The organism is Dongshaea marina (genome assembly GCF_003072645.1).
GTDB lineage: Bacteria > Pseudomonadota > Gammaproteobacteria > Enterobacterales > Aeromonadaceae > Dongshaea > Dongshaea marina.
On sequence record NZ_CP028897.1, the window covers coordinates 379749 to 397705 of the forward strand.

Annotated in this window: 22 protein-coding genes and 1 pseudogene; 13 read left to right on the plus strand and 10 right to left on the minus strand. The window is 50.6% G+C overall.

Annotated features, from left to right (window positions below):
• Nucleotides 1-5: 5 nt before the first annotated feature.
• The 9 genes from ptsN to DB847_RS02005 all read right to left on the minus strand — a co-directional run bounded on the left by ptsN (nt 6) and on the right by DB847_RS02005 (nt 6629).
• Nucleotides 6-452, minus strand: a complete 447-nt coding sequence (gene ptsN / locus DB847_RS01965) for a PTS IIA-like nitrogen regulatory protein PtsN (RefSeq protein WP_108649206.1) — start codon at nt 450-452, stop codon at nt 6-8.
• A 4-nt stretch (nt 453-456) separates the two neighbouring features.
• Nucleotides 457-744 (minus strand): ribosome hibernation promoting factor, encoded by a 288-nt coding sequence (gene hpf / locus DB847_RS01970; protein WP_108649207.1) that lies wholly within the window; start codon nt 742-744, stop codon nt 457-459.
• A 26-nt stretch (nt 745-770) separates the two neighbouring features.
• The gene (locus DB847_RS01975) at nt 771-2246 is read right to left on the minus strand and encodes an RNA polymerase factor sigma-54 (protein ID WP_108649208.1); all 1476 of its coding nucleotides are present in this window, start codon (nt 2244-2246) and stop codon (nt 771-773) included.
• 71 nt (nt 2247-2317) lie between these two features.
• Nucleotides 2318-3043 (minus strand): LPS export ABC transporter ATP-binding protein, encoded by a 726-nt coding sequence (lptB, locus tag DB847_RS01980; RefSeq protein ID WP_108649209.1) that lies wholly within the window; start codon nt 3041-3043, stop codon nt 2318-2320.
• Between the two features lie 7 nt (nt 3044-3050).
• Nucleotides 3051-3575: a lipopolysaccharide transport periplasmic protein LptA gene (lptA, locus tag DB847_RS01985; RefSeq protein ID WP_159084338.1), complete on the minus strand. Its 525-nt coding sequence runs from the start codon at nt 3573-3575 to the stop codon at nt 3051-3053.
• Nucleotides 3547-4110: an LPS export ABC transporter periplasmic protein LptC gene (gene lptC / locus DB847_RS01990; protein ID WP_108649211.1), complete on the minus strand. Its 564-nt coding sequence runs from the start codon at nt 4108-4110 to the stop codon at nt 3547-3549. The genes lptA and lptC overlap by 29 nt, the downstream gene beginning before the upstream one ends.
• A complete protein-coding gene (gene kdsC / locus DB847_RS01995) occupies nt 4107-4661 on the minus strand; it encodes a 3-deoxy-manno-octulosonate-8-phosphatase KdsC (protein ID WP_108649212.1) in 555 nt (184 codons plus the stop codon). The genes lptC and kdsC overlap by 4 nt, the downstream gene beginning before the upstream one ends.
• On the minus strand, nt 4661-5635 hold the full coding sequence (locus tag DB847_RS02000; protein ID WP_108649213.1) for a KpsF/GutQ family sugar-phosphate isomerase: 975 nt from the start codon (nt 5633-5635) through the stop codon (nt 4661-4663). Before DB847_RS02000 ends, kdsC begins: the two co-directional genes overlap by 1 nt.
• A 22-nt stretch (nt 5636-5657) precedes the next feature.
• Nucleotides 5658-6629, minus strand: coding sequence for a calcium/sodium antiporter (locus DB847_RS02005; protein ID WP_108649214.1), 972 nt, complete (start codon nt 6627-6629; stop codon nt 5658-5660).
• A gap of 187 nt (nt 6630-6816) precedes the next feature.
• Here DB847_RS02005 and mlaF point away from each other — a divergent pair.
• The 9 genes and pseudogenes from mlaF to DB847_RS02050 all read left to right on the plus strand — a co-directional run bounded on the left by mlaF (nt 6817) and on the right by DB847_RS02050 (nt 13187).
• Nucleotides 6817-7607, plus strand: a pseudogene (gene mlaF, locus DB847_RS02010) (phospholipid ABC transporter ATP-binding protein MlaF).
• Nucleotides 7608-8387 (plus strand): lipid asymmetry maintenance ABC transporter permease subunit MlaE, encoded by a 780-nt coding sequence (gene mlaE / locus DB847_RS02015; RefSeq protein ID WP_108649215.1) that lies wholly within the window; start codon nt 7608-7610, stop codon nt 8385-8387.
• A 5-nt stretch (nt 8388-8392) separates the two neighbouring features.
• Nucleotides 8393-8863 carry an outer membrane lipid asymmetry maintenance protein MlaD gene (mlaD, locus tag DB847_RS02020; RefSeq protein ID WP_108649216.1) on the plus strand — a complete coding sequence of 157 codons (471 nt, stop codon included), beginning with the start codon at nt 8393-8395 and terminating at the stop codon, nt 8861-8863.
• A gap of 12 nt (nt 8864-8875) precedes the next feature.
• Nucleotides 8876-9538, plus strand: a complete 663-nt coding sequence (locus tag DB847_RS02025) for an MlaC/ttg2D family ABC transporter substrate-binding protein (protein WP_234418484.1) — start codon at nt 8876-8878, stop codon at nt 9536-9538.
• On the plus strand, nt 9535-9798 hold the full coding sequence (locus tag DB847_RS02030; RefSeq protein ID WP_108649217.1) for an STAS domain-containing protein: 264 nt from the start codon (nt 9535-9537) through the stop codon (nt 9796-9798). The genes DB847_RS02025 and DB847_RS02030 overlap by 4 nt, the downstream gene beginning before the upstream one ends.
• A gap of 13 nt (nt 9799-9811) precedes the next feature.
• A complete protein-coding gene (locus DB847_RS02035; RefSeq protein ID WP_108649218.1) occupies nt 9812-10069 on the plus strand; it encodes a BolA family protein in 258 nt (85 codons plus the stop codon).
• 10 nt (nt 10070-10079) lie between these two features.
• Entirely contained in the window at nt 10080-11369 is a 1290-nt protein-coding gene (gene murA / locus DB847_RS02040; protein WP_108649219.1) for a UDP-N-acetylglucosamine 1-carboxyvinyltransferase, read from the plus strand.
• 465 nt (nt 11370-11834) lie between these two features.
• Complete coding sequence (locus DB847_RS02045; protein ID WP_108649220.1) at nt 11835-12239, plus strand: DUF2784 domain-containing protein; 405 nt, start codon at nt 11835-11837, stop codon at nt 12237-12239.
• Nucleotides 12240-12392: 153 nt separating this feature from the next.
• Nucleotides 12393-13187 (plus strand): class I SAM-dependent methyltransferase, encoded by a 795-nt coding sequence (locus DB847_RS02050; RefSeq protein WP_108649221.1) that lies wholly within the window; start codon nt 12393-12395, stop codon nt 13185-13187.
• Nucleotides 13188-13303: 116 nt separating this feature from the next.
• Here the strand turns inward: DB847_RS02050 and DB847_RS02055 are convergent, their stop codons facing one another.
• Entirely contained in the window at nt 13304-13717 is a 414-nt protein-coding gene (locus tag DB847_RS02055; RefSeq protein ID WP_108649222.1) for a hypothetical protein, read from the minus strand.
• A 268-nt stretch (nt 13718-13985) separates the two neighbouring features.
• On the opposite strand from DB847_RS02055, the gene DB847_RS02060 reads away from it, so the two are divergent.
• From DB847_RS02060 to DB847_RS02080, 4 genes are all read left to right on the plus strand, one after another.
• Entirely contained in the window at nt 13986-14882 is an 897-nt protein-coding gene (locus tag DB847_RS02060; RefSeq protein WP_159084339.1) for a LysR family transcriptional regulator, read from the plus strand.
• 637 nt (nt 14883-15519) lie between these two features.
• Entirely contained in the window at nt 15520-16377 is an 858-nt protein-coding gene (locus tag DB847_RS02070) for an SDR family NAD(P)-dependent oxidoreductase (RefSeq protein WP_159084340.1), read from the plus strand.
• A gap of 25 nt (nt 16378-16402) precedes the next feature.
• Nucleotides 16403-16711, plus strand: coding sequence for a DUF1330 domain-containing protein (locus DB847_RS02075; RefSeq protein ID WP_108649226.1), 309 nt, complete (start codon nt 16403-16405; stop codon nt 16709-16711).
• A gap of 334 nt (nt 16712-17045) precedes the next feature.
• A complete protein-coding gene (locus DB847_RS02080) occupies nt 17046-17918 on the plus strand; it encodes a haloalkane dehalogenase (RefSeq protein WP_108649227.1) in 873 nt (290 codons plus the stop codon).
• Nucleotides 17919-17957: the final 39 nt, after the last annotated feature.

Here is a 17957-nt window from a genome sequence, read left to right on the forward strand (position 1 = left end):
TGGCCTCACGCTGAAGTGATGAGCTCATAAAGCTCCTCGCTATCTTTGGCGTTTCTGAGTTTCTGGCTAAAGGATCTTTGATTAAGAGTCTTGGCGATGAGTGACAGGGTTTTCAGGTGTAGTTGACATTGATCTTCAGGAACCAGCAGGGCAAATAGCAGGTCGACAGGCTGACCATCCAGAGCATCAAAATCCAGAGGCTCCTGCAAGGTGATCAGCACCGCGGTCGCTTGCTCCAGATCGGCGAGTCGGCCATGAGGAATGGCGATCCCCTGACCAATCGCCGTGCTACCAATATTCTCCCGGTTTAGCAGGGCTTCGAGTATCGGTAGAGCGGGACGATCCAGATTCTCGGCCGCCAGCTCACTGATGATTTCAAAAGCGTGCTTTTTACTGCGGCACGGGACAGCACTTTGCGTGCAGTCCCGTGTGAGTAGCTCAATAAGATTCATGATGTTATTTGTGAGACATCTTCTCTTTGTGTTTGATGATCTGCCGATCCAGCTTATCGATCAGGCCATCAATAGCGGCATACATGTCCTGGTGACAGGCATTGGCAAAGATCTCGCCGCCATTAACATGAAGATTGGCTTCAGCGATCTGATCGAGTTTTTCTACGTTGAGAACCACATGTACCTGATTGATGTGGTCGAAGCGGCGCTCCAGCTTGGTGAATTTGTTTTCAACATAGTCCCTGAGTGCAGGGGTAACTTCTACGTGGTGACCAGTCAGATTAATCTGCATAAACGTCTTCCTTTTGTTTCTGATGCTTACACCAGGCGTTTTCGTTGGTTAGAAGGTGGTATCGCCAGAGATTCCCGATATTTGGCAATCGTGCGTCTTGCCACCTTGATCTCTTGTTCAGCCAGCAGCTTGGCAATTTTGCTATCACTCAGCGGCTTGGCTGGATTTTCTGCAGCGACCAGTTTTTTGATCAATGCACGAATTGCGGTTGATGAACATTCTCCGCCACTCTCGGTACTGACGTGACTGGAGAAAAAATACTTAAGCTCAAACACACCCCGTGGGGTATGCATAAATTTTTGGGTGGTCACTCTGGAGATGGTGGACTCATGCATCTCGACAGCCTCAGCCACATCATTGAGTACCATGGGTTTCATCGCCTCTTCCCCATGCTCAAAGAATTGCTGCTGATAGTTCACAATACAGCGGGCGACCTTGAGCAGGGTTTCGTTGCGGCTCTCCAGGCTTTTGATCAGCCATTTGGCATCCTGAAGGTGAGAGCGAATAAACTTGCTATCGGCCTGGGAACTGGCAGATCGCACCATGGCCGCATACTGCTCGTTGACCCTTAGTTTGGGTACAGCGTCGGGATTAAGCTCTACCACCCAGCGCTCACCGCGCTTGATCACAGAGACATCCGGAATCACATAGGCCGATGCACTGGAGACGATCCGGTTACCGGGGCGGGGCTCAAGATGCTGGATCAGATCCAGGACATCGCGCAGCTCCTCTTCCTTAAGGCGCATCTTGCGCTGTAGCTGGCGAAAATCTCTTTGGCCCAGCAGATCCATGTGCTGCTCGACCACCTGTTTGGCTTGCTCCAGCCAGGGGGTCGAAGAGTCATAGTTGTTGAGCTGGATCTGCAGGCACTCCTGAACCGAGCGAGCCGCGACTCCGACGGGATCGAAGTGCTGAATTCGCTTGAGGACCGTTATGATCTCCTCGATGGAGATCGGCTCTTCCTCATTGGGACTGCTGACCGCTTCCTGGATATCCTCCAGCTCCTGCTTGAGGTAGCCGGATTCATCGATGCCATCGATGATCGCCAGCGCAATGGCGGATTCCTCATCGGTGAAAGGGGTCATCCTGGCCTGCCAGAGCAGGTGCTCCTGCAGGCTCTGGGTGGTTTCCCCCTGGAACATGGAGTCTCGTTCATCATCGCGAATCGAGACGGCCGGGGTGTTTGCTCCGGCGCTGTAGGCTTCTTCCCAGGTGGTATCTACAGGCAAGTCGTCAGAGAGCTGCTCCTGATCCAATGCTTCTTTGATCTCCAGCTCGCTTTGGTGCTCAGTCTCGGTGTCTGCAGAAAGGGACTCTTCACGGGCTTGATCTGCATCCTGCTCCTGGCTCTCTTCGTTTTCCAGCAGGGGGTTGCTATCGAGCGCTTCCTGGATCTCTTGCTGCAGATCGAGTGTTGAGAGCTGTAACAGCCGGATCGCTTGTTGAAGTTGTGGAGTCATGGTCAGCTGCTGACCAATTCTTAACTGCAGTGATGGCTTCATTTAGGACTGTGCTTCCTTATTGTTATGGCTTTCTGATCCGCTTTCAGCCCGGGTCTGCGCCCTTGCTTTTACTATAGACTGAATTGATCTCCCAGGTAGACCTGCTTGACCTGTTGGTTTGCCAGCACTTCCTGAGGTGTACCCTCCGCTATCAGCTTACCATGGCTGACAATGTAAGCCTTTTCACAAACATCCAGTGTCTCTCTTACATTGTGGTCAGTAATGAGGATCCCAAGCCCCCGGTCCCGTAAATGCTCAATTATTTTTTTGATATCCAACACAGATATCGGATCTACCCCGGCAAAGGGCTCATCGAGCAAGATAAATTTTGGCTCTGCAGCCAGGGCTCTTGCGATCTCAACCCGGCGGCGCTCACCTCCGGAGAGGCTCATTCCTAGACTACCGCGAATATGGGTAATATTGAACTCTTCAAGTAGCTGTTCCATCTTTTGCTGTCTCGTTCCATGATCGAGATCCCGACGAGTCTCTAAAACAGCCATCAGATTTTGTTCAACACTCAGGCGGCGAAAGATTGAGGCTTCCTGAGGTAGGTAGCCGATCCCCTGGCGGGCACGGATATGCATTGGCTCGGTCGAGACATCCAGTTCGTCGATGCAGATGCTGCCGTTATCCCGCTGTACCAGGCCGACGATCATGTAAAACGAGGTGGTCTTCCCGGCTCCGTTAGGACCCAGCAGGCCGACAATTTGCCCGGTTGCAACCGAAAGGCTCACATCCTGAACAACCATCCGACCCTTGTAACTCTTTTGCAGACCTGATGCGGTTAACAGCGCCATAGTGACCTCATTTGTTGCTTTGCTTGGTATCGGATTTTTTGAACTGATTCGGAATAAACACCGTATGGACGCGATCTTGTTTGCCCTTGCTTTGGGCGTTGATCTGCTGTTTATCCATCTGATAGGTAATTACGTTGCCGGTGACTTCACTTTCCAGCTGTTTGACCTGAGCCTCTCCGGTCAGGGTCACCAGCTGTTTGGATACCTGATAGAGCAGGGTATCGGCCCGGCCGTCGACCGGTCTTCCATCATCCATCAGCTGATGAAAAGTAGCAGGCTTGCCATAGGCGGTAATGGTCTTGATCTGACCCTCTTTATCGCGCACCGCGATCACCTTATCTGCGTGAACTAAGATGGTGCCCTGACGGATCACCACATTGCCGCTGAAGGTCAGGGTGCCCGCAGTCATATCGCCAAACTGGGTTTTGGAGACCACATCCACAGGTTTTTGAAAATCGGACTGCTTGGCCAGTGCTGGTAGAGCCAGCAGCATCAGCAGCAGGCTAGCGGTTCGGAGTCGTATAGATTGCATGTGCGTCATCCAGAATCTTGAGTGTTTTCTTGTTTAGGTTACCGACGAAGCCAACCCCGCGGGTCGTGACATCCTGGCCATAGATGACGACCGGCTTATCCCCTGTCACTATGTTGGTTTTAAGATCCAGGGTTGCTTCATCTGTGTTGAGACGTTTGAGATAGTTGTTTGGTTGCAGGCTTTTGCCGACCACATCTCCCTGCATATGGGCACTGACATCCTGGATCAGGGTTCCCTGCTTAGACTTGAGCGACCATTGAGGCTTGCCGGTTGCATCAAACATGGTGATCTTGGGCTGGACAAAGTCACTGCGGCTCTGAGACTGGTAGTACTTCGCCTCGCTCGCAAAGAATGTCTTGTTGATCAGCCCATTCTTCCCATATTCAGTGGTGAGGATATCTTTCGCCTCTGAATCTGGCAGCTTACTCTCGACCTGGATTTCGGCAACCTGCTTTTGGGCCGGGGTAAAATAGCGCCAGCATCCCAGTGCGACAGCACATAGCAGGATCCATAACAGGGTTTGCTTGCTTATCATAGGCTTAGCCCTGTTGCCTGCTCTAGCTTGCCCTGGGCAAACAGCAGTAGATCGGATAACTCACGCACCGCTCCTCGTCCTCCATCGGTTTGGGTGATCCAGTCAGCTTTTGGCTGCAGCAGGGGATGAGCATCGGCGACGGCCACGCTCAGGCCACACTGCTCCATGACTGGCAGATCCACCAGATCATCTCCAATGTAGGCCACTTCCCGGGCCGAAAGTTCCAGCTCATTGAGCAGATATTCAAAGCGCTCAAGCTTGTCTTTTACTCCCTGCCAGACCTGGGTGATGCCAAGCGAAGCCATGCGATCACTGACAATCTGTGAGCTTCGCCCGGTGATGATCGCGATCTCAACCCCGGCATTGCGCAGGGCCTGCATCCCGAAGCCATCTTTGACATTAAATGCCTTGAACTCTTCACCCTGGTTGCCCAGGTAGATGGAGCCATCAGACAGGACACCATCCACATCACAGATCAGCAGTTTGATCGGTTGAGCCTTGTCGATGACCTGTTGGGGGACAGGGCCATAGATGGTGTTTACCATAGTCATTACATTACCCTCGCCTTAACCAGATCCAGCATATTAAAGATACCGACCGGCTTGTGGTCTGGATCAACCACAATGAGTCCATTGATTTTCTTCTCTTCCATCAGCTTCACCGCTTCGGCTGCTAACAGGTTATCACAGATGGTGATACAACCTGGGGTCATCACTTCGCGGATCTGGGTGGAGTGGAGATCATGTTCCTGATTGAGGGTGCGTCTGAGATCCCCATCGGTGTAGAGTCCGGCCAGGGTTCCATCCGGGTTGAGAATACAGACCATTCCCAGCCCCTTGCCACTCATCTCCAGCAGGGTCTCGGTGATGCTGGCATGCAGTGGCACACATGGGATCTCTGCTCCCTGATGCATGATATCACTGACCCGGATCAGCAGGCGTCGTCCCAGGGCGCCGCCGGGATGAGAGAGGGCAAAATCAGCCTCTCTAAAGCCCCGAGCCTCTAGCAGGGTAACGGCCAGGGCATCGCCGAGCACCAGGGCCACCGTGGTACTGGCGGTGGGCGCCAGCCCCAGTGGACAGGCCTCTTTCTCCACGCTGGCGTTGAGGTGAATGTGAGCTTCCTGGGCCATGGTGGACTCTGGATTGCCGGTGATACAGACGAGAGGGACGTTCCAACGCTTGATCACCGGCAGCAGAGCCAGGATCTCATTGCTTTCGCCTGAGTAGGACAGAGCGATCACCACATCCTGGGGGGAGATCATTCCTAGATCGCCATGGCTGGCTTCCCCCGGGTGCATGAAGAAGGAGGGGGTTCCGGTACTGGCCAGGGAGGCTGCAATCTTGCGTGCTATGTGTCCCGACTTTCCCATGCCGGTCACGACCACCTTACCCTGGCACTGCAGCAGCAGTTCACAGGCCTTGGAAAAGTCCCCATTGATGGAGCTGTAAAGGTGTTCTATTGCCGCCTTTTCAATATCAATGACTCGGCGGGCAGTTTCACAGAAGTTGATAGCTTGTTTCATAAAATTCGCGACCGACAGAAAATTAGCCTGGGCGATTATAGAAGAGAATCCACTGATAGGCGACAAAAGAGAGTAACAGAAGCATTCCTTCCCAGCGGTTGATCCGCCGCTGCCCCCTGAAGCTGATAGCCATCAGGAAGAGTAAGCCACTGACAAATATCATATAAGGCAGGTCACGGCTGGTCGCATGAGGGTCGACAGAGTCCGGCCTTATAATTCCCGGCAGGGACATCACCGCCAGGATGTTGAAGATGTTGGAGCCAATAATATTCCCCAGTGCCAGGTCATCCTCTTTTCTGAGAATGCTGATCACACAGGCGGCAAGCTCCGGAAGACTGGTGCCTATGGCTACTATGGTGAGCCCTATGACCAGGTCGCTGATCCCGAAGTAGCGGGCGATATCTGTGGCTGAATCGACCAGCAGGTTGGCACTCAGGGGCAGGACAATAATCCCGACAACCAGCCACAGCAGGGCCTTGAGGGTTGGTACTCCGGCAGGCACCTCCTCCTCGGTTTCATGGATGATCGGATCCTGCTCCGGGGGAGTACGCAGCGAGTACCAGACCAGAAACAGCATCACCCCAAAGAACAGGGCCATCAGGGTCCAGCCCTCCGGGCGGCTCAGGTAGTTGTCTCTGAGCACCCAATAGCCCAGAAGGCTGGTCAGAACCACCAGGGGAAGCTCCCGATAGAGAGTACCGGATGAAACCGTCATCGGCTTCAGCAGTGCGGTGAGTCCCAGCACCAGGGTGATGTTGGTGATGTTGGAGCCGATGGCATTACCGATTGCGGTATTGGTCTGTCCCTTGATGGCCGCCATCGCGGAGACCATGATCTCGGGCGCCGAGGATCCCATGGCAACTATGGTCAGGCCGATGACCAGCGGCGGGATCCCAAAGTTACGGGCGATGGCTGCGGCGCCATAGACGAAGCGATCGGCACTGGCGATGAGCAGAATGAATCCGATAATCAACAAGATGCTTGATATCAGCATGGGCTGCGTTGTTAATTTCCCGTGATGAGGAGTCTATCGATTCCATTGTTGAAAGAATGCGGGGAAAAAGCAATTGGTGAATGTGACGGTTGGTGACGAATGTGAGTTGGCTAACAGTTGCAAAAGGCTGGTGTCCCTTGGCAATTCGTTAGATAATGAGCGATTTTACGGCGATGGGGCGGACAGTTTGCGAGACAATCTGGTTGAAATTAGCGGGTTAAGCTTTAGTCGCGGCGAGCGGGCGTTGTTTCGCGATCTCGATATCCAGATTGCGCGTGGCAAGATCACCGCGATCATGGGGCCCAGCGGGATCGGTAAGACAACTCTGCTTCGATTGATCGGGGGGCAGTTAAGGCCTGAGCAAGGGAAGATCCTGTTTGATGGCGTGAACATACCAAGCCTGAGACGTGGACCACTTTTTGAGATCCGCAAGAGGATGAGTATGCTGTTCCAAAGTGGCGCCCTGTTCACGGCGATGACGGTGTACGAAAATGTTGCTTTTCCACTGCGTGAGCATACCAAGCTGCCCGAGCCATTGATCCGAACCCTGGTGATGATGAAACTTGAGGCGGTCGGGCTTAGGGGAGCCGCCGAGTTGATGCCATCGGAGCTCTCCGGGGGCATGGCGCGGCGGGCTGCGCTGGCTCGCTCCATGGCGCTGGATCCGGATCTCATCATGTATGACGAGCCTTTTGTGGGGCAGGATCCGATCACCATGGGGTGTTGATCAAGCTCATCAAGGAACTTAATGAGTCGTTGGGGCTGACCTCGGTTGTGGTATCCCATGATGTTCCCGAGGTGATGAGCATCGCCGATGAGGTTTATATCATCGCCAATCAGCGGGTGGTTGGACGAGGAACACCTGAGGAGCTCAGGCAGATGCAAGATGTTCCCGAGGTCGAGCAGTTTATCCAGGGACTTCCGGATGGACCGGTACCTTTTCAGTATCCGGCCAGGCCCCTGTTAGAGGATCTTTAGATGGTTGTCAGATTTATTACCGGCTGGGGGCGTATCGGAGTTCGCCGGATTACAGCCTTTGGTCGTAGCGGATTCATGCTTTGGCATGCGCTGCTTGGAAAACCCGAGCCGGCGAAACATTTTCCGCTGTTGATTCAGCAGATTTACGCCATCGGGGTTCGCTCGGTTGCGATCACCCTGGTTTCGGGGCTGTTTATCGGAATGGTTCTGGGGCTGCAGGGTTACAATGTATTGGTTAAATATGGCGCTGAGCAGAGTCTGGGGCCCATGGTTGCCCTGTCTTTGCTGCGTGAGCTGGGCCCTGTGGTGACCGCCCTGCTGTTTGCCGGTCGTGCTGGCTCGGCCCTGACGGCTGAGATTGGCCTGATGAAAACCACCGAACAGCTCTCCTCGCTGGAGATGATGGCGGTGGATCCCCTCAGGCGGGTGATCTCGCCTCGTTTCTGGGCGGGTGTATACAGCATGCCGATCCTGGCCTTCATGTTCTCCGTGGTCGGGATCTGGGGGGCTCAGCTGGTCGGTGTCGATTGGCTCGGGGTTGATAATGGTAGTTTCTGGTCGGCGATGCAGGCGGCGGTGGATTGGCACGAGGACATAGTCCAGGGCTTTGTGAAGAGCGTGGTGTTTGCCATCGTGGTGGTTTGGATAGCCCTGTTTAATGGTTATGATGCTCAGCCTACATCGGCTGGGATCAGTGATGCAACGACACGTACCGTGGTGACGGCGTCACTGGCGGTGCTTGGTTTGGACTTTGTTTTAACAGCGATCATGTTCGGGTGAGATGAATGAAATTCAGTAAGATTGAGTTTGGAGTTGGCTGTTTTATGATCGCCGGGGTGATCGCTGTGTTGATCCTGGCAATGCGGGTTGCCGGGGTCGAGTTCGGCAACAATAATCACAGCTACCCCCTGTATGCCAAGTTTAATAATATCGGCAGCCTCAAGGTGCGGGCCCCGGTCAAGGTTGGTGGTGTGGTGGTTGGCCGGGTGGCCACCATTAGCCTGAGCCCCAAGAGCTTTGAGCCCAGAGTCGAGATGATGATCAATGATAAGTACCACTTCGCAGAGAGCAGCAGTGCTTCGATTCTGACGGCAGGTCTTCTGGGAGAGCAGTATATTGGGCTGACACCGGGATTTGTTGACGAAGATATGGGGGTCGGCATGCTTAAGCCTGGCGGCACCATTGGGGATACCAAATCGGCGCTGGTTCTGGAGGATCTCATCGGCAAGTTCCTCTATTCCAGTAACAAGAAATAAGGAAGCATAATCATGATAAAGCGACTTATTCAGGGGATGACTCTATTGCTGGCATTTTGCATGCTGGCACCGGCCCAGGCTGAAACTTACCCGGCGACCCCCTATCAGGTGATCAAGGTTGCGGCCGATAAAACGTTCCAGGATATCGATCAGCACCAGGATAAGATCAAAAACAATGTTGGTGTGCTACGCACCATCATCCGTAACGATCTGATGCCCTACGTGGATTACAAGTATGCCGCCTATTTTGTGGTGGGTGCCCAGCTGCGGGGTACCACCAAGGATGAGCGCGAAAACTTTGCCAATGCCTTCAGAGATTACATCATCGAGACCTATGCGAACGCTCTGAGTAAGTATTACTCCAATCAGACGGTGAAGGTGCTTGAGCCCAAGCAGCCGAATAACGGCAAAATCGCCATGGTTGAGGTCGAGGTACATCAGGGCGATCAGGCGCCGATCGAGCTGCAGTTTACCCTGCGTAAAAACAAGCGCACCGGTCAGTGGAAGGCCTTTGACATGGTGGCTGAGGGAGGCATCAGCCTGCTGACCACCCAGAAATCTGAGCTGGCGCCTCTGTTGCGTGAGAAGGGAATTGTGGCGGTGACCAAGACTCTGGTTGAGCGGCAAAAGGCCCTGGCGAACGGTAAAGCTTCTGATAGCAAGGCTTCGGCATGACGGACAGGATTGAGCTTCCGGCGATTTTAACCCGGGAAGCGATTCCCGGACTCTGGTCCCAGCCATGGGCTGAGTGTGTGTCCATGGATCTTCGTCAGGTGACGGAGCTGGATTCGGCCGGGGTTGGATTTTTGGTGCATTGGGCGGCTGAGCGGCGGCGGCGTAATTGCTCCGCCACCGTGATCGGTGGACCGGAAACGTTTGATAACCTGACTGCAATTTATGGGGTCAGTGAACTTTTTTCCAGGCAGTCGGATTAATAGGATATTTAAGATGCAACCAGATGAGATCAAAGAGATTTTAAATAAAGAACTGTCATTGGATGAGCTGATGGTTCGTGGTGAAAATGGTCATTTTGAAGTATTTGCTGTCTCTGCACAGTTTGCCGAGATGAGCCGGGTGAAGCGTCAGCAGCTGATCTATCGTCCACTGGCAGAACATATTGCGAGTAATGCAATTCATGCATTGAGCATCAAAACCTTTACCCCTGAACAGTGGCAGCGTGATCGCAAGCTACTGATGATGAGCTGAGAAACGGATAATGGATAAATTTAAGATTAACGGGGGAGCACCACTGCGTGGCGAGGTGCGGATCTCGGGTGCGAAAAATGCGGCCCTGCCGATCCTGTTCGGAACCCTGTTGTGTGATGAAGAGGTCACCCTGAGTAACGTCCCTCATCTCAAGGATGTGAATACGACCCTGAAACTGTTGGAACTGCTGGGAGCCGAAGTAAAGAGCAACGGTGAGATGACGGTTCTGACCGGGGCGGTGAATAATCACGTGGCTCCTTATGAGCTGGTTAAGACCATGCGGGCATCGATCCTGGCCCTGGGCCCGCTGGTGGCTCGCTTTGGCAAGGCGGATGTCTCCCTGCCGGGCGGCTGCGCCATAGGTGCGCGGCCGGTGAATCTGCATATCCATGGCCTGGAGCAGATGGGAGCTCGAATTGAGGTTGAGGGTGGCTATATTCGTGCCCGGGTTGATGGACGTCTCAAGGGCGCTCATATCTTCCTGGATACTGTGAGTGTGACCGGCACCGAAAACCTGATGATGGCGGCGGTGCTGGCCGATGGCCAGACGGTAATTGAGAACGCGGCCCGTGAGCCCGAGGTTATTGATCTGGCCAACTTCCTCAATGCCCTGGGAGCCAAGATCTCTGGCGCCGGAACCGCTACCCTGGTGATTGACGGTGTCGAGAAGCTGCATAGCGGACGCCACAGGGTGCAACCGGATCGCATCGAGACCGGCACCTTTCTGGTAGCGGCTGCGGTCAGTGGTGGACGGATCACCTGTACCGACACAGATCCCAAGCTGCTGGATGCGGTTTTGGCCAAGCTTGAAGAGGCAGGGGCCCTGGTGGAAACGGGTAAAGACTGGATCCGGGTGGATATGCATGAGCGTACCCTGCGGCCGGTCGATATTACTACCGCACCCTATCCCGCCTTCCCAACCGATATGCAGGCGCAGTTCACCTTGCTCAATGCGGTGGCGAAAGGCGCCGGTCGGGTGACCGAGACCATTTTCGAGAACCGCTTCATGCATGTACCTGAGCTGGTGCGGATGGGAGCGGACATTGAGCTGCAGGGCAACACCGCCATCTGCCGCGATTGTGAGTCTCTGTCCGGGGCACAGGTGATGGCGACCGACCTTCGCGCTTCTGCCAGCCTGGTGATCGCCGGGATGATCGCCAAGGGTGAGACCATTGTCGATCGCATCTATCATATCGACCGTGGCTACGAGCATATCGAAGAGAAGCTCAGGGGCTTAGGTGGCTCCATTGAGCGGATCAAGAGTGCTGCGGCTGAGGCTGCAGTAGCGATGGCGGAATAATGATTCTCCATTCGCTGGTGGTTTGATAAAAAAGCTCCCTCGGGAGCTTTTTTATTGCCTTGCTGGCGGTAGGTTTCAGCTCGTTGAGCTAATGTCCTGCGGACTGGGGGAGGTATGTCCTTTGGACAGATATTTATGGCTTCGCCATCTGTGTCGGGTAGCCGACGGCGGGTCAAGGAGAGAACGCCTCTCTCCTTAACAATCCTCCGGTGCCCCTGATCTCACTTGATCCTCAGTGAACCCACAGATTGAAGCGTCGCTTAGACGTTACATCCCTGTAACGGCTAAGCTCTCGTGGCACCCATGCCCCTCAACTTCCATCTCCAACGCTTCACTTCGTCGCTCGCTAACGGGGAGAAAAAAATCCCTCTGCGATTCAGAAGGAGGGAGCGGATGTTAGCCATTAGAGAAGCTTCCTGTAAAACTGAATAGAGAAGATGGAGAGCTTGATGCAGGGGAAGGGAGTTGACTGAGCAAGCATTACTGGCCTTAGCCGCAGATGCCGTTTTGCTGATACACCTGGCCGTGGCAATCTTTATTGTTTTTGGCCTGTTGCTGATTTACCTCGGTTATTTTTTGCAGTGGCTGTGGGTGAGAAACTTCTGGTTTAGAGTGGCTCATCTTCTGTGTATCGGCATAGTGGTGGTTCAATCCTGGCTGGGTGAGATCTGCCCTCTCACTACCTGGGAGATGGCCCTGCGCGCAAGAGCGGGGGAGGTAGCCTATTCGGGCACTTTCATACAGCACTGGATGCAGTACCTGCTTTACTACAATGCACCAGAGTGGGTTTTTACGGTCAGTTATACCATGTTTGGCTGCCTGGTGGTTGCCAGCTGGTTTATCGTATCTCCAACTAGAAACTCTAACTGAAAATCGCTCTATCTTTTCCGCCGATCAATACCGGCTATTGTGTTTTTGGCACAAACGAGCCGTCTGCAGGATAAATCCAAATGCCTTATGGATGATTCAATGGCATGCTGTTCATGCGTATAATTTCAGGCTGAAATTATACAGGGAGTCGTTATGAGCGAAGTGATCAGTCAGTGGCGACCCAGCCACTATAACAAGCATGCCTTGGTGCAGTATGAGCTCTCCTTGGGCATGATAGAGAGTTTCAATATCCAGCGGCATGAAACCATCCTGGATGTAGGCTGTGGGGATGGGCGGATCACCCATGAATTGGCATTAAGGGCTGATCAAGGCCTGGTTGTCGGGGTTGATCGCACCCGGGAGATGATCGACTTTGCCCGCCAGCAATGGCGCGATATTTCATCGCTAAGTTTTCAGCATCAGGATGCAACCGAGCTCAATCTGGAGCAGCAATTTGATCGGGTGACGAGTTTCAATTGCCTGCACTGGATCCGCGAGCTGCCTAAAGCCTTGGCCGGGATCTCCCGGACTCTAAAGTCCGGAGGCAGCTTTGCTGGATTGGTTTACCCCCGCTGCGAAAACCTGTGGATCCCGGCCGAAGAGCTTGAAACCTCGCCTCGCTGGTCCGATGCTTTTCAGGGCTTCATCAATCCCTATGAATTTGATGATGCCGATGGCTACCGGGCCAAGTTGGAACAGGCTGGTTTTTGTGGCATTGAGATGGTGCAGGAGACCAAGCGGCGTGAGTTTTCCTGTCCTCAGGAATTTATCTCTTACATGCTGAGCTGGTTACCCCATCCGGCCCAGGTGGATGATCCTGAAAGCTTCATGGCTGACTGGTTGGCACGTTACCAGGCCTTGACCGGGCAAACGGATGATTATGTCTATATGGATTATCAGGTGCTTACTTTTATCTGTCAGAAGAGTTCCTCAATAGATGAATGTTGAGCGCTTTAGGTGCTAAAAGAGTTCTAAAAATAACTTACCTGAGCTGTGCTCTAATCGGCTTGGGAGGAAGGCTTCTAGCTACAAGCTAAGATGTCAGGAGGGTGTTCTTAGTTCAGCTATTTAAAAAGAGTCCTGGAGCTCGTTTCTGTTAGCTCATTCCTACACCAATCCAAGGCAGGCTCGGTGTCAGTGAAAAATTTTTTCCTAACCTTAGGCGTTGTTTCCAGTCTCTTTTTCATTAGCATTTTCTGGATTGACAGAGAGCAAACAAAAGCTTCACATACCTGATTGTGCTCCTCCATCCACCGGGCAAGCCCATATATGTGCTCCCATATATCTGGTGGAGATAGTTCCCACTGACTCAAGTCTGTTACCTGACCCCAGGGCTGTTTGATCATTGCAACCATTTGCTGCTGATACGCGTTGACAAAATGCTGTGTTGTCTCGACATTCCACCTTCCCAGCACATGCAGAAGCATGATATTGCCTTGGAGCTTCATCTCGAATGAGCCATGCTCTTTCCACTGCATACAAGCCTCCTTTAGCTAAATCGAGTTCATCTTTTCAGTCTAGCATTGTTAAGATAATGTTTCTGGCTGTGAGGTCTGTCGGAAATAGTAAGGCGCTGCCTATTTCCAGCATTATTGTCTCTTTTAACTTCGAAGATCACTCTGAAGGGTAACTTTCGATCTTTTGAATTCGATTGTTATCTAAATGTAACTAGGCGGGTAGTTCAATGCTGCTATCAATGATAGCCGATGCTCTATACTCTTAAAGAGTTGCAGGTGGGAAATGTTCATGAAGGGTTTAGTACAGCTTAAGGTGTTTTGCAAAGTGGCTGAAACCGGAAACCTCACCGAGGCAGGGCGTTTGATGGAACTTTCTCCTTCATCTGTGTCGAGGCAACTTCAGGCACTGGAAAATGAACTTGCAGTCAGGCTCTTTCATAGGAGTACCCATCATGTCGGGTTAACTGAAGCTGGGCAGTTTTACTATCAAAAGGCCTCAAAGGTACTGTTGGAGTTACAGGATACTCATGAGCTACTTTTGGAGTACCAATCCGGTCCGATAGGAACATTACGGATTAGTACAACTCAAGGATTCGCTAACTTTTACCTTGGCCACCATATCCCTGATTTTTTAGAAAAGTATCCAAAGATTAACCTTGATATCCAAGTGTCTGATCAAATGGTGGATCTGATTCAGGAAAATATCGACTTGGCAATACGTTATCATGTACCGGATGACTCTTCACTTATTGCCAGAAAATTTCAAAATACAGAGAAAATGGTCATCTGCGCTAGCCCAACATATTTTATGAGAAGAGGATATCCAGCTTCGCCGGAAGATCTGAAGAAACACAACTGTTTGTGTTGCTGGATAAAAAATTCAAACCGTTGGATTATCAGTCATGAGGGAGAAAAGCATAAAATCCATGTATCCGGAAACCTGAGATCCGATAACATTCCTCTGTTGTTGAGCCAGGCTGTGTCAGGGCTTGGAGTCATCATGGCGCCACTTTGGATGGTAGATAACCTGTTACGTGATGGTTCACTGCTACAAATTTTTAGTGAATATCGAAGTCAGTTAGGCAGCGAGTGCGATCGTTTTATCTATGCTGTTTATCCACATAGAGCTCATCTCCCGAGCAAGGTCAGAGTATTCCTGGACTACCTGATAGAGTGTTACTCTTAAAGTTACTCTGTGTGATAGAAGCGATTAACCAGCTGTTCTAAATATGGTTATACAGGGCGATATTCCTGCAGATATCCCATGAACCCGACTCCCTTCTATGAGGTTCGTGACCAAAGCATTTTCATGCTGCATGAGTGGGGGCTTATGGAGTAGCTTAGCTCTATCTGTTGGATCCCTACATCATCAGAATCAGAAAAGGTGAGCACTCGATTAAATTGCTCTGATCCCACTGGGCGACCGATAGTCATTCGAGCATCTTTTGCTATTTCCTTGTTTCATCAAGCCTTGTCGTAGCTGACCACTGTAACAGGAAGTTGGTTACTTATGTCTGTTAAATAATTTAACATTTATGCTTATTTATCAAATGCTTATGCTTTCCGATGCTACTTTCGAACGTGCTGATATCTGAAGACTTTTCCTGCGCAGTAGGTGTTTCCTGCTTCATCGCGTTTTGCAGAAGCTTCAGGTTCGTGACTACTTGCCACCTATCGAAGAGCATGCTGAATGTCTGTTTCTTGAACTGAAGTAATCCAACCTCAGATGCCTGATAGATTGCCGGGCGCGATTTGACTTTCCAGTTCTTTGCTTTGCAAAAAACGCAAAACCAATTTTGGTTTTTGCCCGATTCCATTAGTTATTGAATGGTTATACCTTTGTTACCAGACATTCAGGCAAACAGGGATTATTCATGAAAAGCACAATTTCAGAAAAATATGGGCCATGGGCACTCATTACCGGAGGAACCTCAGGAATCGGTGCGGCGCTTGCCGAAGAGCTTGCTCAATCTGGAGTCAACCTGCTACTTGCGGCGCGCAATGCTACCAAGCTGGGGCAGCAAGCTCAATCTCTTAAAAGGCGCCATAGGGTTGAAGTTGAGACTATCTCTGTGGATTTGAGTGAGAACGATGGTTTCCGGGAGCTAATCGATAAAACACAAAACTACGATGTTGGACTATTTATCCCTTCTGCAGCTCTCGAAAATAATGGGGAGTTTACCCAGATAGAGGCTAAAGATGAGCTTCGACTGCTACAGCTTAATGTGATATCAGTCTATGCTTTGACTCATCACTTCGCTAAGCGAATGCAGGAGAGAAAAAGAGGAGGGATACTTCTCGTCACAAGTCTGTCAGGTATTATGCCAAGCCCTTACTTTTCGAACTATGCAGGTTCCAAAGCTTATGTTCAAAATCTGGGTTACTCCCTGAACTGGGAGATGAGACGCTATAACATCGATGTTTCTGTGCTCGCCCCAGGCCCAACGGCCACACCGATGCTGGAAGGAACCGGTGTTGACTTTTCTAAAACACAAATGAATATCATGAGTGCAAAGAGTGTAGCCCAGATCGCTCTTAAAGGGTTGGGTCGTAAGGCTGTCATTGTTCCTGGGCTGAAGAATAGAATCATGGCCTTCATGCTCAAATACTTAATAAGTACCAAAAAAGCCATATCTATGAATGGCAAAATGATGGAAAAAGTTGCTGACTTCAATAAGTAATACACATCACTTTAAGGAGATTATTATGACTAATAAAAAGACCGTCGTAATTGCTACTGCTACGCCGAAACCTGAACAAACAGAAGCAATGCAACATTATCTGAAAAATGTAATGCCTTTATTGATAAATAATGAAGGTGAGGTTGTCTACCGAGGGAAAGTAGATTCGCAACTTCATGGTGAGAGTTCTTTTAAAATTGTTCTTGTTATAAGGTTTCCAAATGAGGATATAGTCCGAACTCTGTTTGAAAGCGATGAATATCAGTCATTGGCACCATATCGGGATAAAGGATTTAAGGATTTTGGTATAGTTCTCTCTTCTGAGATGGGTTAACTAAGAAGGTCAAGCGATGATTTAAGCCTGATAGTCTCAATGCTTTATCGTTTTTCCTTAAATGGATGGCTCACATTAGCTATCTTTACTCTGCTAGAGTGAGGCAAATACCCCAGAGTCAGGTTGAATGACACCCCGGTTGTGTTTCAGATAGCTGCTCTTTTTTAAGGTGTACTGCTTTCAACGTCACCGGTCTTCTGCTGCAGGGAGCGCTTCTAGAGATTCAAGGGATTGAGCTACAGCGACCTGTAGTGGTTGAATCCAGACATCAGCAATAGATGTGAAAACCACCTAGTATCCTAATCCTTGTATAGAAAAACTGAGGGAATAAGCGATGAGATATATTAAAAAGCGCCAGGAAATTTATGGTAAGAAAATGGCTTATATTGATGAGGGAGAAGGAGAACCAATTATTTTTCTACATGGAAACCCGACAAGTTCATATTTATGGAGAAATATACTTCCTTATATGGAGGGGAAAGGTAGAGTCATAGCACCAGATTTAATTGGAATGGGTGACTCTGAAAAGTTAGATAATAGTGATGAGAATTCTTATAAGTTCTTTGAGCACGCAAAATATATTTTTAAGTTGCTTGATACTATTGATGTAAAAGAAAATGTAACTTTGGTTATTCAGGATTGGGGTTCTGCTTTAGGTTTTTATTGGGCACATACACATCCAGAATCAATAAAAGGTATAGCTTTTTTTGAGGCTATGATTGCTCCTGTTCCAAGCTGGGATGCTTTTCCTGATGAGGCGCGTGATATTTTCCAGGCATTCAGATCTGACTTGGGTGAAGATCTGATCCTTAACAAGAACCTCTTTGTTGAGGAGCTTATCCAGAAGGGGGTGATTCGAGCATTGTCAAAAGAGGAGATGGATGAGTACCGAAGACCATTTTTAAATTCAGGTGAAGATAGACGTCCCTCGCTCACTTGGCCCAGAGAAATTCCTGTTGCCGGGAAACCCTCAGGAACAAATGAAATAATGTCATCTTATAGTCGATGGTTAACAACAACGCAGTTTCCTAAACTGTTCATCAATGCAGAACCTGGTGCTCTCATTTCAACCAAAGAGGCCAGAGATTATGTTAGATCCTGGCCCAATGTCACTGAGGTCACTGTAGAAGGTATTCACTACGTGCAAGAAGATTCACCTGATGAAATTGGTGTTGCCCTTCAGGAGTGGTACAAAAATCTCTCCTAATTGCTGTGACTCTTCATGATTTATGAGGGTGCAGGAATG

Bases quoted from the DNA above. Each gene is read 5' to 3' on its own strand.
- DB847_RS02050 (WP_108649221.1), top strand. From the start codon at position 12,393: ATGAGCGAAGTGATCAGTCAGTGGCGACCCAGCCACTATAACAAGCAT.
- lptC (WP_108649211.1), bottom strand. From the start codon at position 4,110: ATGATAAGCAAGCAAACCCTGTTATGGATCCTGCTATGTGCTGTCGCA.
- lptA (WP_159084338.1), bottom strand. From the start codon at position 3,575: ATGCAATCTATACGACTCCGAACCGCTAGCCTGCTGCTGATGCTGCTG.
- hpf (WP_108649207.1), bottom strand. From the start codon at position 744: ATGCAGATTAATCTGACTGGTCACCACGTAGAAGTTACCCCTGCACTC.
- DB847_RS02075 (WP_108649226.1), top strand. From the start codon at position 16,403: ATGACTAATAAAAAGACCGTCGTAATTGCTACTGCTACGCCGAAACCT.
- DB847_RS02005 (WP_108649214.1), bottom strand. From the start codon at position 6,629: ATGCTGATATCAAGCATCTTGTTGATTATCGGATTCATTCTGCTCATC.
- DB847_RS02055 (WP_108649222.1), bottom strand. From the start codon at position 13,717: ATGCAGTGGAAAGAGCATGGCTCATTCGAGATGAAGCTCCAAGGCAAT.
- kdsC (WP_108649212.1), bottom strand. From the start codon at position 4,661: ATGACTATGGTAAACACCATCTATGGCCCTGTCCCCCAACAGGTCATC.
- ptsN (WP_108649206.1), bottom strand. From the start codon at position 452: ATGAATCTTATTGAGCTACTCACACGGGACTGCACGCAAAGTGCTGTC.
- mlaD (WP_108649216.1), top strand. From the start codon at position 8,393: ATGAAATTCAGTAAGATTGAGTTTGGAGTTGGCTGTTTTATGATCGCC.
- DB847_RS02000 (WP_108649213.1), bottom strand. From the start codon at position 5,635: ATGAAACAAGCTATCAACTTCTGTGAAACTGCCCGCCGAGTCATTGAT.
- DB847_RS02080 (WP_108649227.1), top strand. From the start codon at position 17,046: ATGAGATATATTAAAAAGCGCCAGGAAATTTATGGTAAGAAAATGGCT.
- mlaE (WP_108649215.1), top strand. From the start codon at position 7,608: ATGGTTGTCAGATTTATTACCGGCTGGGGGCGTATCGGAGTTCGCCGG.
- DB847_RS02035 (WP_108649218.1), top strand. From the start codon at position 9,812: ATGCAACCAGATGAGATCAAAGAGATTTTAAATAAAGAACTGTCATTG.
- DB847_RS02030 (WP_108649217.1), top strand. From the start codon at position 9,535: ATGACGGACAGGATTGAGCTTCCGGCGATTTTAACCCGGGAAGCGATT.
- lptB (WP_108649209.1), bottom strand. From the start codon at position 3,043: ATGGCGCTGTTAACCGCATCAGGTCTGCAAAAGAGTTACAAGGGTCGG.
- murA (WP_108649219.1), top strand. From the start codon at position 10,080: ATGGATAAATTTAAGATTAACGGGGGAGCACCACTGCGTGGCGAGGTG.
- DB847_RS02060 (WP_159084339.1), top strand. From the start codon at position 13,986: ATGAAGGGTTTAGTACAGCTTAAGGTGTTTTGCAAAGTGGCTGAAACC.
- DB847_RS02025 (WP_234418484.1), top strand. From the start codon at position 8,876: ATGATAAAGCGACTTATTCAGGGGATGACTCTATTGCTGGCATTTTGC.
- DB847_RS01975 (WP_108649208.1), bottom strand. From the start codon at position 2,246: ATGAAGCCATCACTGCAGTTAAGAATTGGTCAGCAGCTGACCATGACT.